The organism is Stygiolobus caldivivus, from assembly GCF_019704315.1.
GTDB lineage: Archaea > Thermoproteota > Thermoprotei_A > Sulfolobales > Sulfolobaceae > Stygiolobus > Stygiolobus caldivivus.
Genome location: NZ_AP024597.1, coordinates 1010042 through 1023164, shown reverse-complemented (window position 1 = coordinate 1023164; position 13123 = coordinate 1010042). Strand labels below are relative to the sequence as shown.

The window sequence follows — 13123 nt, the reverse complement described above, 5'->3', positions numbered from 1 at the left end:
AGAGCTTTCAATTCCATTAAGGATTAACCAAGGACTAGAAGAGATGTAATCCACTACACTAGGATTGTTTCTTTCAATTCCATTAAGGATTAACTTAAGATGTTCTATGAGATGAACGACGGGGTCAGTGACTCTTTCAATTCCATTAAGGATTAACTGAAGATTTTTATACTTCTTCAAAAATACTATTGACCTTTCTCATTTATAAACTTTACTCCCCCTAAAGTATTTATCATTATTGAATTTTTTCAACTCCCTTGAAATTTAGGGAGTTCGAAGTAGAGAATCATGGACATCATTCTCTTTCATTAGAAGCTGTCTGTTCAAAGACAAATTGAAAGGAATTCCCGGAAAAGGCCGGGAATAAAAAGGCAGAAATACTGTTTTTTATATAGAACTATTAGGAGAAAATTACTTACCTTTACTCACCGCGCCGCCTAACTAAGTAGGGTACACCGGTCCTCCCTCCCAGTGCACCTTCCCCTTCTTAGGCACACCGAGTATGGGCGTTATAGCCTTAGGCACCTTACTAGTCGCCCAGCCACCCTTAGCACCCAGCCTCTCAGTCACTACCTTTAGCACCCCAGTCATTTCATCACCCCCCACCTTGACAAAATTAAAAGGAGGGACTACAAATACGTAAAAATGATCCATAATGCACCACCGCCTTGACGGTACCGAAGGCCCCATAGCGTCGTGATACCGACCATACCGACCTGAAGACCACCTTGACGGAGTTAGAAGACACTCTCCATTGCAGTCATACCGCGTCTAACCCCAGTGACCCCGACCTCGACGGGATTGTTTTAACCCCGGACATCCGGACGTCAAAAGCGTTAATTAGGAGTGACCCTACCTCGTCGGGATTGTAAGACTTTTCAGAACGTGGACCCCTCACGACATCCAGACGGTAGAATTCAAAGTCGAGAACGGGGTTAGTGATGCCACCTTGGTGCCTAAGGGGCCGCATAAGGCGAGATCGAAGGGGGTTTTTACCACACTTACCCCCACCTATCGTCTGTGCTGACCCTTAACCAAGGACAAAGGGACCTTCGATAAAGGGCACCTTATCAGGGAAAAACTCGGAGGTGCAGTCAATTTAAGGTTTAGCCCCCCTACGCTCGGCCTTAGCCGGGGGAGCCGGGTCGTCGTCAGGGGGTACATAAGGGCCTACACCACTCGCACCGGGACTTGACAGGAAGTGAATGAACGGGGGTGTGGGGACAAAAGGCGTAAGCGACACAGACCGGCGAATGCGGTGGGGGACAGACACCATAACACCCGACAGACGCGTGCGTCCCCCGTAGGTCGGCCCCTCGTGGACCTTTAGACCTGTTACGGTGCTGCTGAGGGATCAGACTTGGGAGCAGACGGGGGCATACTCATAGGGGCCTTGAATTATATCCCGCGGCGGGGCTTTATATTTTAAGCCCCAGCCTTTCGTCGGGGGTGATAAACGGGGTCGGTATACTGCCTCCCAATAACGGTCTACGTGAGCTTTTACCCGTGTTAACGCCCGGTTAATTAAGGCCTCACATAGTCCCGGAGGAGAGTTTAAATTCGATGTATAACAGGAAATACAAGTCGTCAATAATTGTGTTCAAGTTCTGTATAATAACGTCCTTACTCTCTGTTTTTCCGTGGACCCACCCACTCGCCAGGTCATAAATACTTTTTAAAGTGTTGTTGATCTCGGTGACGTAGTTCTCGTTTACAGTCAGGGCCCTGCTGACCACCTCCTTAGTCCCCTCGACCCACGCCTTACTCCTAATACCGCTCACGACCTGGATAAAGTTAGCACAGCGCCCCTCTTTTAACTCATTTACTATTTCGTCACAACACCTCTCCGCTATTAACTTGACCACTCTATTGACGTTTATCAACCTCTCGTATTTACCCCTAAATAATACGAGTAAGTCCCCTATTAGCCCCTCGTTCACCCCTCGTCCTCTTACCAGTGCGTTTATCTTCTCTACCTCCCCCCTGAAGTACTCACCTATCTCCCTGGTTACCTCCTCCCTACCCTTACCCAAGTACTTCTCCAGCAGGTTTACTAACGACTCTTGCAACCTCCTCACCTATCCTTATAGCGTCCGTTACTTCACCGGCAGTAGGTGTGTAGTCATAAAGCCTGACAAAGTAACCTTCTCCTATCTGTCTTACCCACGACCCGGCGTACCTGCCGGAACACGATGGGGTAAGCAACTTGGTGACGTTAAGGGGCATATATTCAGAGTCCAGTTTTACGGGCCTCAACGACACGTTAGACTTATAGCCTAATAACAGGCTGAGGAGCGTCCCCCTTACTTCGACCTTCTTCTCGAGGTAACACACCTTTGAGATGTCGAAGAACCGCAAGTATCTAGTGGAGAGTGAAATAAACCTCAGGCTATAATACTCGTCGAAGTGCCAGTTAGATATTATGTCCCTAAAACAGACGCCGTAACCGTCTACTTCCGTAGCGTGGAACTTATTTAGGAAAAACTCGCCTTTTAGGACGAACTTTAAGCCCTCCTTGAACTTCTGCTCGACCTTTTGTTTGTCTACGCCTTTATCACACCTAACCCTGTAGAAGAAGGGCACGTCACCCAGCCACACTACAGTACCTCCCCTAGAAACGAACTTACCTAAGTTATTGTCCAAGCTAAAAAGGTCGGAATAGGGTGAGTTAAAAGCGGTGTAAGGCAGGACGTCCTGTAGGAAGACTATTACGTCCCCCTTACCGTGCTCCGACAACCACTGCCCTACTGTCGAGTAGTCCAACCTTGTCCCGGTGAAGGCTTTCCTCACCTCACCCTTTTCTAAGAACTCCATACCTACGCCCTCAAGCTTTTCGTCGTAGTATACTGCAATGCCCATATGTTAATAAGGACGAAATGGGCTAATAACCTTTGACAGTTGACCAGTCGAGAGGCCCCACGTGCTCCGCCCCTAACAGACCTACGGGGATAACGAGTCCGGTGCGCCCCCCACATGGAAGTCCTCGACGCCCACCCCCTTACCCGTGGGTACTCTGACACGCTCCTTGGTCATACCCTTGTAAACACCGTCGTTTAACACGTGATACGCTATCGAAGCTTCCCGGCGAGCACAAAAGTAGCTTGTCCCACGCTCTTACCTCGGGTTTTACCTAGTTTACTCTGTGGGTGATAGGGACGAGGACACTTTTCGTGAGGTCAAGGACCACTTGCCTGACGACGGTAGGTGGGTTAGTGATGATTACAGTGTTTACTTTTGGTTAAAAAACCACACGGTAGTCTCACCGGTTAACCCCAACGAGTCCTTCCACTCCTCACTGAGGGACAGGCTTGTGCGTTTCAAGAGGGCGACGAAGGCTGTTAACAGGAGTATAAATATGGTGAAGTATTCTATAGCGCTGGCCTCATGGGAGAGAAGGCTAATCCCAGAATTTGTAGCTTAATGACGACACTATCAAGAGCCCCGAATTACCAGGCTATTTTCAACAGGTATGGGGAGTCCTCCTCCACGCACTCTGGTCTGGAGGGCCCCCCGATACCGAGCTAGCCCCTAGTAATGCCCGGCCCCTTTTAGTACTCCATATTTTTCCAATAGACCGGACGTAAAAAACTAAAAACTTTATTAGTATTACCGGTGGTTTAGTATTACAAAGGAAAAGTAGGACAACTGCTGCACGTTAAAGGGTTCAAGCCCCTTAGCGGCCCTAGCAACTAGGTAGAAGGCCTGCGTAAGCACTTATTACCCTTGGTCATACCGAAGCGGGGCTCACTGCCACCGCCCTGCTCGGCCTTGGGTGTTAAGCCTGTGTAAGGTAAGGGGCAGCCACGAAGGGTCTCGCGGGCCCAGCTTAAGGCCTCGTCACCTACATAGGTCGCGTCCGGCAACGCTACTCTTACACACTATGACGCCCAGCTTTGTAGGGTAGACCCCTTCTCCCCTCCCCCTCTGGTAGACCAACCTCTTCTTTTTCAACACGCCCACAGAGTTCATCACCGTCTTCAACTTCTTACCCGTCTTCTCGGCCAGCTCGGAATACCTTATCCCGGGCTGTGCCACCACGTTTGTTAACAGGGCGAGCGCCTCCCCCTTTATGCCCTCCACCGCCGTCCTGAAGTCTTCGATAGAGAAGTAGTACTCCTCGTCCTCCTCTACGTACACCCTACCGGCCCTGCCGTTTATAGCTAAAGACAAGACTACGCCTAGCATCATCGCCTTACTCTCCCCGCCGGAGACGTCTACTACTAACGGGTCTTTGAGGTCGTTAAGTACCCCGGTGACCTCGTCCACCACGTCGAGGATCCCCCCGCTTACCCTCACCTCCCTCGCGACGGCCTCCCTTAAGCCCATCTTAGACATAACAGCGTTTAACGCGTTTAACGCCCTCCTGTTCCCGTTCGTCATGGGGGACCTGAACAGGCACACGACGTCGTCCTCCCTCGCCGCGTTAGTGGACACCAGCCTCCTTATGGCGAAGTCCTCGTGTACCCCCATCGTGAACACATAGGACTTCATACCCCACTATCTCAGGCCACTTTAATATTTATTACACAGCCCGGGAAAACCCCGGTTTTTCCCGCGGTAGACCGGGACTGCGGGGCGTGACCTGGGCCCGTTGACAGTAGGCGGGGGGGGGGGTAACCGCGGCCTGATACGGGCTACCGTTTTTCACTTAAGGAAAACCGGGCCCACGCTGGGCGTGCCGCTGCACACGTGACACAAAACGTACAGTCTGAGGTGCTTCAAGTCCCTAGCCCATCTTGGGCGTGTCGCTGCTCAGCTACCCCATTTAAAGTGTGTTAGGCCCCCGGGCTCACCTCGACCCCACGGAGGGTCCCCCGTCCTCAGCCCACACCTCGTGCCCGGTAAATGCGGCTCCAAGGGCTACACGCGGGCGTACTCCCTCTAAAACCCGGGAATTAGTAATACCAAATCTTGGTAATACTTATCTTTACGTCTTTTGTATAATTATTTATGATCTGGAGACAGCACCTCAAGCGCCTCCACCACATCAGGGAGTCCGACCCGGTCCCCGACGAGCTCAGGGGCTGGCACTATTATTCCCCGCCCGTAAAGCCCAGGGCGTACATGGGGCTTACCATGTCGGACATAGCTTACGACTATTGCCCCACGAAGAGGGACGTCTACCTGAGGAGGGTACTAGGCGAGAAGGGGGCGGAGAGGCCCCAGCTGGCTTACGGGCAGGCGGTACACAAGGTGTTCTCAAAGGCCCTCAACGACGTTAAGAGGATGTACGTGCTGGGTAAGGACCCCTACGACGTGGTGAAAGAGAGTTACTTAGAGCAGGAGTACTGCCCCCAAGACCTGTACGACTACTGCAGGAAAGTTTACGGTAACTTGGTCCTCATATGGTCTTCCCAAGTAGCCGAGGCGAGGGCGTTTTACGGCGGGGACTCTGTGGGCTTCCTCCCTTGGTCTACGGAAGTTAGGGTAGACGGGTCGGCTATAGGGATGTCGGACAGGCTGACCATCGACGCCTTAGGTGAGTTCACCGTCATCGAAGTCAAGACCGGTAAAAAGGAGGACTTCCACAAGTTCGCCCTAGCCGGGTACGCACTCGCCATAGAGTCGGTCACGGAGACACCGGTGGACTACGGGCTGTTGGTCTACGTCAACGGGTACCCCAATAACGTCGAAGTGAGGTTTGAAGGCCATTACGTCTCCCCCGATTTAAGGAGGGCTTTCCTCGACAGGAGGGACGAAGTGGTGGACATGGTGCAGAACGGCAGGGACCCCGGGAAACCGGTAAAATGCCCGGAGAGTTGCCCATTCTACGAGGTGTGTTGGAGGTGAGGCGGGATAAATGCCTTAGCTGAGGCGGTAATTGGAAAACCGGACGGGCTACTGAGGGGTGGAGCGGTATTAAGGTCTTGGAGATAGCGGACTACGGTGTCAGGCTTTCCGTAAAGGGTAACACTTTCGTGTTGGCGAAGAAGGGGGGCAAGGCCAGGAACATCTCCCCTGCAGAGGTAGACCAGATACTGGTAATGACTTCGGGGGTCACCATAACGTCTAAGGCCATCAGGCTCGCCGTAGACCACGGGATAGACGTGGTCTTCCTCGACTCCAGAGGGTTGCCTTACGGGAGGGTCTTCCAGTCGGAGCCCATAAAGACAGTGGAGACCAGGAAGGGGCAGTACCTCGCCATCATCAGGGGGGACAGCGAAATCCCGCGCGAGATAATAAAGGCTAAGGTCAGGAACCAGGCCAACCACGTGAAGTTCTGGTTCAAAAAACTGGGGGTACAAGGTGACGACTACAAGCAGATAGAGGGTAAGACAGATGACGAGCCCACAGCAGCTAGGTATTACTGGCACGCCCTCAGCAGAATCATACCCATGAAGAATAGAGACCCAGAGAGCACCGACGGGTACAACGTGTCCTTTAACTACGCGTACGCGATACTGTACTCTAACGTCCACAGGGCCCTCCAGCTGGTAGGGCTGGACCCCTACGCCGGTTTCGTCCACAAGGACAGGAGCGGCAGGCTAAGCTTAGTCTACGACTTTTCCGAGATGTTCAAGCCCGTCTCCGTGGACTTCCCCTTAGTCTCGCTTTTCGTGGAGGGGTTTAAACCGAAGGTAAAAGACGGAGTACTGGACGCAGAAAGCAGGAAAAAATTAGCTGACAGTGTGATAAACGCGCTCAACTCAAAGGTAAAGGACGAGGCGGGTGAAGTGAGGACGTGCTCACAGGCCATAAGGGCGTACGCCCTGAAGTTAGCGTCGGCCGTGAGGGGTGAGGAGAAGTTCAGGGGTTTCGTCAAGGTGTGGTGAAGTGGGTGGGCCGGGCGTCTGCCACGGTACCAAGAGTAGGGTGGGACACTAATGTGGGTCTTAGTGGTATATGACATATCGGACGACGGGAAGAGGAACAAGGTGGCCAGGGAGCTACAGAGGCTCGGCCTGGGCAGGATCCAGAGGAGCGCCTTTGTGGGGGACTTAGACCCACAGAGGTATAAGGACTTGGTCAGGGTATGCGACAAGCTCGTAGACGGGGAGGGGGACATACTCCACATAATACCCTTGGGCCTGAGGGACTGGGAGAGGAGGGTGGTCATAAGTGGTGACAGTGACAGACGTGAAACAGTACCACTTCTGTAAAGCTATACCGTGGATAAACTACGTGGTCGGGTACAGGGAGCCCCGTACCTTCTCCATGGAGGAAGGAGGTAAGGTGTCCCACGAGGTGGCGGTGAAAGCCCTCGGGTTAAAGGAGCCCATAAGGTATGAGGTGTGCCTGAGTTATAACGGCCTTTACGGCTGCGTCGACGTCTTGTCTGGGGACAAGGACTTCGTCGTAGTAGAGGACAAGGCGTATAAGAGGAGGGACTTCTCGCACTTCAGGTACCAGTTACTCGCTTACGCTTACTTGGTGAGGAAAAGGCTAGGGAGGGTGGAGAGGGCGGTGCTGTTTATGGGCGGTAAGAAGGCTTTAGAGGTAGAGCCCACAGAAGAACATTACAGTTACATAGAGGGGGTGGTGAGGAAGATAGAGGGCGTAATAAATAGCGACAGACCGCCGCCGGTCAACAGGGAGAAGTGTGACTTCTGCCAGTACAGGAGGGTGTGCCCGGTTAGCGTGTACTCGTGAAGGGAGTGTAAGGGGGTCGCGTGGGTATACGGGCTTTTTTCTTTTTAACCCCTGTCTCCTCCTTCGTCCCACCCTTCCTTTCCCGCCCGAGGAGGGGAAGTAACGGTGCCAAATGGCCCGATAAGCGACGTTTTGTCCCCCACCCCCCTTTATCGGTTTAACCCGGCGGGCGGTAAGCGTTTTACGTAAAAACTTGTGACACAGAGGAGAGGGACGGGGCCACGACTACGGTTCTATGAGGCGTTTTACGTAAAAACTTGTGCCGGCACTTTTTTATACTTCAGGATAAAGGTGTTATGTCCTCAGAGGTGGGGGTCGGGTGCTTTAACGTAAAACGGGGTGTTCACCTACACGTCTAGGGCGGTATTTCGGCGCATCGGCCTTTTGATATGTGCCGCCTATTTGCCCAAATAAGGTGAGCCGGGTTACCCTTTGTCTGGGGTGAATTCGGTCTGTCACTAACGTACTGCAGGTCACGGTCACCGCGTCACGCTTTGTCAGGGGTTAAAGGGGGAGCCGTTATGGTGAGTGGCCCGTAGTTCTGGCAGACCGTCCTCGTCAGGGACTAATGGGCAAGTAGCCCTACGTACTACTGCCCAGCAAATTTCTACCTTACGCGAACGCGGTCCGCTTTTTACTCACCATACTAGGCCGTCACGGCCCCACTACCTTATGCGAACGGGGGATGGGGCTCTCTTGAGTGTGACCCAGCTTCCCGCGTTTAGGACATATTACCCCCCTACACGGACTGGAGTTTACCCTTTGATGAGTGCCTAAGTATAAATATACATTTGACAGTATTGATAAGTAGTGTGTTAAGGAGCGTAGGTCGCGGGTCTATAATTTAGTTTATGCGGAATGCTTTACGCACACCGTACTATCTGAGCACTGACTGAACTTGTTTTGTAGAAAGTTACGACCCAGGAGGGCGCGTGAAAGGCCAGGAAGTTAGTTGACTTTCATTTGACCTAATGTGAGGTAGTATTTTTCCACTGTTTACTTGTCAAAGACTCCGTCTCGAGAAGGTGGTCTCTCCCGGGAGTTCATCTGCTAACCTAGGGTCGCGTTAGAGACGCCCTCTTAAGAAGTAGGTGCTTTGCTCGTGTAACGTTTTACGTAAAATCCCTACTATGATATACACGATTTATACTAACCGGGTTTGGGCCCAAGTGATAATGTTACGGTTCAACCTGCAGACTGCAAAATGATTTATACTAACCGGGTTTGAGCTGTGGCGTACTTTTCTGCCACGGATCGGTTATAGTTTATCTTGTATGTCCTCTCACGCGGTAGGACCTGCATACTTTACTGCCACGGATCGGGGACTCCTAAGGGTTAGACGTAAAACGGGTATGAGCGTTTACGTAAAAGTTTCGGGCATTGCTCCAGTGTCATGCTTTTGATAAACGCTACCCTTGAGGTAGGCATTGCCACCACCCGTACTACTCAAATTTGATGCCCAATTTCGATTTGTATTTCCCGAGGTCGACACTGTCATCACCTGAATTGGAAAAAATACTGAAATGATGTCTTACGTAAACCAGCCCTTTGACTGCTGTTTAGCCTCGTTTACCCCGTCATGTGTGTAGGGCATAACCTCCGCCCCGGTCCAGGACCGGTCGTATAGTCTATTTTTCGTACTCCTTCTATGCAATATGAAGTATTTCGCCCTCCTAATTCCCGGATTTTAGCGGGAATTGCTTTCAATTAGTCAGTGAGCGGAAAAATTCTTCACAGAGAGTACGTAAGACGTAAATCTCTTTATCAAACTCCCGAAATTTCAAGGGAGTGACAAAAATTCAGTCATGACAAAACTGTAAAGTACAACAAAGCTTATATAAGAGAAGAGCAAAATTAAGGATAGACATAGTATAAAAACATTCAGTTAATCCTCAATGGAATTGAAAGCAATCAGCATCAGTAGGTGCTTCATCATCAACTTCACTATGTTAATCCTCAATGGAATTGAAAGAAACTACCTATCACCGAAATCATGAATAACCAATACATGTTAATCCTCAATGGAATTGAAAGCATCACTTAAAAAGGGAAAAAAATCAATACTTCTTTGGCAGTTAATCCTCAATGGAATTGAAAGCAAGAAGTGCTGCATATCTAGCGAATGCTAACGCTACGAAGTTAATCCTCAATGGAATTGAAAGCTGACGATGAAAAGGGTATCAAACACAGCGGGCAAACGTAAGGGTTAATCCTCAATGGAATTGAAAGACGATTTTCGCCCTCAAGATCACTTTGTCTTTAGCCATCGTTAATCCTCAATGGAATTGAAAGAGGACAAACTCAAACATCTTCCCACTACCTTAGAAAAAAGTTAATCCTCAATGGAATTGAAAGTACTTCACTACACTCCTCCCCGAAATTGTTTCGATAAAAGGTTAATCCTCAATGGAATTGAAAGGTAATTACGGCTAAGGAACTTTACCCAATAGCTTGCGGGGAGTTAATCCTCAATGGAATTGAAAGTCTACAGCGGGTGTAGAAGGAGTGTAAATCCTGTAGAAGTTAATCCTCAATGGAATTGAAAGTAAGTTTTTGTCTGTCTATTGTTACATGTTTTGGCGAAAAGTTAATCCTCAATGGAATTGAAAGCTCATGAACTGATTAAGAGCCTTCCCTTCCTTCCTTACTCGTTAATCCTCAATGGAATTGAAAGTCTTGATCTTTTGATGAAAATAGAACATGTCCCAGAATCAGTTAATCCTCAATGGAATTGAAAGTTTTCCAGTGCCTTTAATGCCCTCTCAATTACGGCTTCTTGTTAATCCTCAATGGAATTGAAAGCCATACTCCTAATTTATATAATACATCACCAGCTAGATCTGTTAATCCTCAATGGAATTGAAAGTTTCTCACATACTGTGACGCTATCATTTTCGCGTTTAACTTCGTTAATCCTCAATGGAATTGAAAGACCCTCTCCGCCTTCGACCAACTATGGAAGGCAGAAGGGGTTAATCCTCAATGGAATTGAAAGACCTGATTCGGTGACGGAGTGTATATCGTCACTCCCTCCGTTAATCCTCAATGGAATTGAAAGAACACCGCTAACGATCGAAACTGTTACTGCACCGACTACGTTAATCCTCAATGGAATTGAAAGCTACGTACGAGTTTACAGAGTCTTTTAATACTTGAGAAATGTTAATCCTCAATGGAATTGAAAGACTAACCCGCCTCACACACCGTCATTACCCACCACCCCGTGTTAATCCTCAATGGAATTGAAAGAAACCTTTCAAGTAGTTAAAGCATTTAACAGCTTTCCTATAGTTAATCCTCAATGGAATTGAAAGTGCACACGTTCAAACTGTACTACTATAACGACATGGGGCAGGTTAATCCTCAATGGAATTGAAAGTACTACTTCACTATAACCTATAAGTAGAACACTCTTGTTTGTTAATCCTCAATGGAATTGAAAGATAGACGGTGTGACGTAACCGTATGCCATCGCCGGTATTTCGTGTTAATCCTCAATGGAATTGAAAGCATTCAGAAACCTCATATATAATTTTTCTATATCATATGTTAATCCTCAATGGAATTGAAAGTATCTTGTTTTTGACGAGAAAGAAGGAAAGTTCATGATCGTGTTAATCCTCAATGGAATTGAAAGTATAGTCTTTCCCTCCTATGGTAATTAACGCACCACCCTCCTTGGTTAATCCTCAATGGAATTGAAAGTTACCAGATATAGAATATGAAGAAGGGAATGTAAGAAAATGTTAATCCTCAATGGAATTGAAAGTGGTAATCAAAGTTGTGGAATATACCGTTGTTGTAGTGTGTTAATCCTCAATGGAATTGAAAGCTGGTCCTCTTTTACAAGCTTTTCCACTAAAGCTCTATCATTGTTAATCCTCAATGGAATTGAAAGTATAGTACCGTCAAGGTTCCAATACGGTACTTAAATAGTACCATGTTAATCCTCAATGGAATTGAAAGTGCATATCCTCATCCACATACTCGCTTACACACGTTTGTGTTAATCCTCAATGGAATTGAAAGAAGGAAATAACGGGGACGACCAAAGACGGCAAACAGTTTAGTTAATCCTCAATGGAATTGAAAGACAATTATGGTCTAAGTCGCCTACAGGGACCTATGCCTTTCGTTAATCCTCAATGGAATTGAAAGTCAATTCTTCTCTAGTCGGTAAATTCATATCTATAACTGAGTTAATCCTCAATGGAATTGAAAGAAATTTGATAGAGCTCTAGACAACAAACTTCTTAGAAATTGGTTAATCCTCAATGGAATTGAAAGCATCACCAATACCACAACGACGACCGCACCTAGCTTTACAATTCGTTAATCCTCAATGGAATTGAAAGACTTGAACATCGCCGAAATTCCGGTCATAAGGAAGCACTTAGTTAATCCTCAATGGAATTGAAAGGATTTTATATTCTTCATTTTGCAATTTTTCAATATTAAGTTAATCCTCAATGGAATTGAAAGCAGGGTTGCGGCTAAGGGTATCAGAGAAACTGCTGCAAGGGTTAATCCTCAATGGAATTGAAAGGAACGCTTTACAAATATTATACCAGAAGAATCCTGAACCAAGTTAATCCTCAATGGAATTGAAAGTTTTTCTTATCCCCAATTATAACTATGCATAAACCAGTTTGTTAATCCTCAATGGAATTGAAAGTCAGCCATGACTTATAGCTTTCATAGGGTTTCATGATATTTGATATCGACGTTAATCCTCAATGGAATTGAAAGTGCTCTAAGCTTCTAACATTTATGTTAGTCCCGTCTGTGAAGTTAATCCTCAATGGAATTGAAAGCGAATTAGATTTACCGGATTACGTGTTGAATAACACTGTTAATCCTCAATGGAATTGAAAGATTATACTATGTTAATAATCGGTGCAATAATGGGCATAGGGTTAATCCTCAATGGAATTGAAAGAAGAAAAAACAGATACCTCCTGAAAAAGTGAAAGGAGTGTTGTTAATCCTCAATGGAATTGAAAGGACACGATTTTGTCACCAACACGGATCTGCATGTCCAAGTTAATCCTCAATGGAATTGAAAGCATTACTTGCCGTATATGCCCTAAGTGAACCTAAGATACTGTTAATCCTCAATGGAATTGAAAGAAATGGTATTTAGGAATAAGCACATGGAAGGAGGTTAGAGGTTAATCCTCAATGGAATTGAAAGAATATCGGTGCAATTATGTATACGGCTCCACCTAACGTGTTGTTAATCCTCAATGGAATTGAAAGAACCTAGAGGACATAAGCATAAGGCTGAGGAGGGTGAGTTAATCCTCAATGGAATTGAAAGGTTTGGATCTCAAAATTTTTAGTTGCAGTAGCAAGCTCTTTGTTAATCCTCAATGGAATTGAAAGACAAATTCGTTAGGCTTAAGGAATTTAAATAATTGCTCCAAGTTAATCCTCAATGGAATTGAAAGAAAGTTTTATGCTAGGTAACCTAAGTAGATTATCGATATGTTAATCCTCAATGGAATTGAAAGTCATGGAAGGGTGCGATCTA

Annotated in this window: 8 protein-coding genes, 2 pseudogenes and 2 CRISPR repeat arrays (2 of these 12 cut by a window edge); of the genes and pseudogenes, 5 read left to right on the top strand and 5 right to left on the bottom strand. The window is 47.5% G+C overall.

Features of this window, described 5'->3' with window-relative positions:
* Nucleotides 1–157: a CRISPR direct-repeat array (repeat unit 24 nt; unit sequence CTTTCAATTCCATTAAGGATTAAC) (it extends 5770 nt beyond the left edge of the window).
* A 284-nt stretch (nt 158–441) separates the two neighbouring features.
* From KN1_RS05210 to KN1_RS14685, 4 genes and pseudogenes are all read right to left on the bottom strand, one after another.
* Nucleotides 442–654 carry a hypothetical protein gene (locus KN1_RS05210; RefSeq protein WP_221289769.1) on the bottom strand — a complete coding sequence of 71 codons (213 nt, stop codon included), beginning with the start codon at nt 652–654 and terminating at the stop codon, nt 442–444.
* An 878-nt stretch (nt 655–1532) separates the two neighbouring features.
* Complete coding sequence (locus tag KN1_RS05205; protein ID WP_221289767.1) at nt 1533–2069, bottom strand: hypothetical protein; 537 nt, start codon at nt 2067–2069, stop codon at nt 1533–1535.
* Entirely contained in the window at nt 2026–2859 is an 834-nt protein-coding gene (locus tag KN1_RS05200; RefSeq protein WP_221289765.1) for a hypothetical protein, read from the bottom strand. Before KN1_RS05200 ends, KN1_RS05205 begins: the two co-directional genes overlap by 44 nt.
* A gap of 81 nt (nt 2860–2940) precedes the next feature.
* A pseudogene (locus KN1_RS14685) lies at nt 2941–3122 on the bottom strand (IS110 family transposase); the annotation flags it as partial.
* Here KN1_RS14685 and KN1_RS05195 point away from each other — a divergent pair.
* A pseudogene (locus tag KN1_RS05195) lies at nt 3119–3421 on the top strand (IS1 family transposase); the annotation flags it as partial. The pseudogenes KN1_RS14685 and KN1_RS05195 sit on opposite strands and share 4 nt — an antisense overlap.
* A gap of 416 nt (nt 3422–3837) precedes the next feature.
* On the opposite strand, the gene csa3 reads toward KN1_RS05195, so the two are convergent.
* Nucleotides 3838–4491: a CRISPR-associated CARF protein Csa3 gene (gene csa3, locus KN1_RS05190; protein ID WP_221289762.1), complete on the bottom strand. Its 654-nt coding sequence runs from the start codon at nt 4489–4491 to the stop codon at nt 3838–3840.
* 459 nt (nt 4492–4950) lie between these two features.
* On the opposite strand from csa3, the gene cas4a reads away from it, so the two are divergent.
* From cas4a to cas4, 4 genes are all read left to right on the top strand, one after another.
* Nucleotides 4951–5790, top strand: a complete 840-nt coding sequence (cas4a, locus tag KN1_RS05185) for a type I-A CRISPR-associated protein Cas4/Csa1 (protein ID WP_221289760.1) — start codon at nt 4951–4953, stop codon at nt 5788–5790.
* Between the two features lie 77 nt (nt 5791–5867).
* Nucleotides 5868–6773 (top strand): CRISPR-associated endonuclease Cas1, encoded by a 906-nt coding sequence (gene cas1, locus KN1_RS05180; protein WP_225905789.1) that lies wholly within the window; start codon nt 5868–5870, stop codon nt 6771–6773.
* A 51-nt stretch (nt 6774–6824) separates the two neighbouring features.
* Nucleotides 6825–7100, top strand: a complete 276-nt coding sequence (cas2, locus tag KN1_RS05175) for a CRISPR-associated endonuclease Cas2 (RefSeq protein ID WP_221289758.1) — start codon at nt 6825–6827, stop codon at nt 7098–7100.
* Nucleotides 7060–7590: a CRISPR-associated protein Cas4 gene (gene cas4, locus KN1_RS05170; RefSeq protein WP_221289756.1), complete on the top strand. Its 531-nt coding sequence runs from the start codon at nt 7060–7062 to the stop codon at nt 7588–7590. The genes cas2 and cas4 overlap by 41 nt, the downstream gene beginning before the upstream one ends.
* 1884 nt (nt 7591–9474) lie before the next feature.
* Nucleotides 9475–13123: a CRISPR direct-repeat array (repeat unit 24 nt; unit sequence GTTAATCCTCAATGGAATTGAAAG) (it continues 1470 nt past the right edge of the window).

Excerpts from the sequence above, each read along its gene's own strand:
- KN1_RS05210 (WP_221289769.1), bottom strand. The coding sequence starts at position 654 with ATGGATCATTTTTACGTATTTGTAGTCCCTCCTTTTAATTTTGTCAAG.
- KN1_RS05200 (WP_221289765.1), bottom strand. The coding sequence starts at position 2,859 with ATGGGCATTGCAGTATACTACGACGAAAAGCTTGAGGGCGTAGGTATG.
- csa3 (WP_221289762.1), bottom strand. The coding sequence starts at position 4,491 with ATGAAGTCCTATGTGTTCACGATGGGGGTACACGAGGACTTCGCCATA.
- cas4a (WP_221289760.1), top strand. The coding sequence starts at position 4,951 with ATGATCTGGAGACAGCACCTCAAGCGCCTCCACCACATCAGGGAGTCC.
- cas2 (WP_221289758.1), top strand. The coding sequence starts at position 6,825 with ATGTGGGTCTTAGTGGTATATGACATATCGGACGACGGGAAGAGGAAC.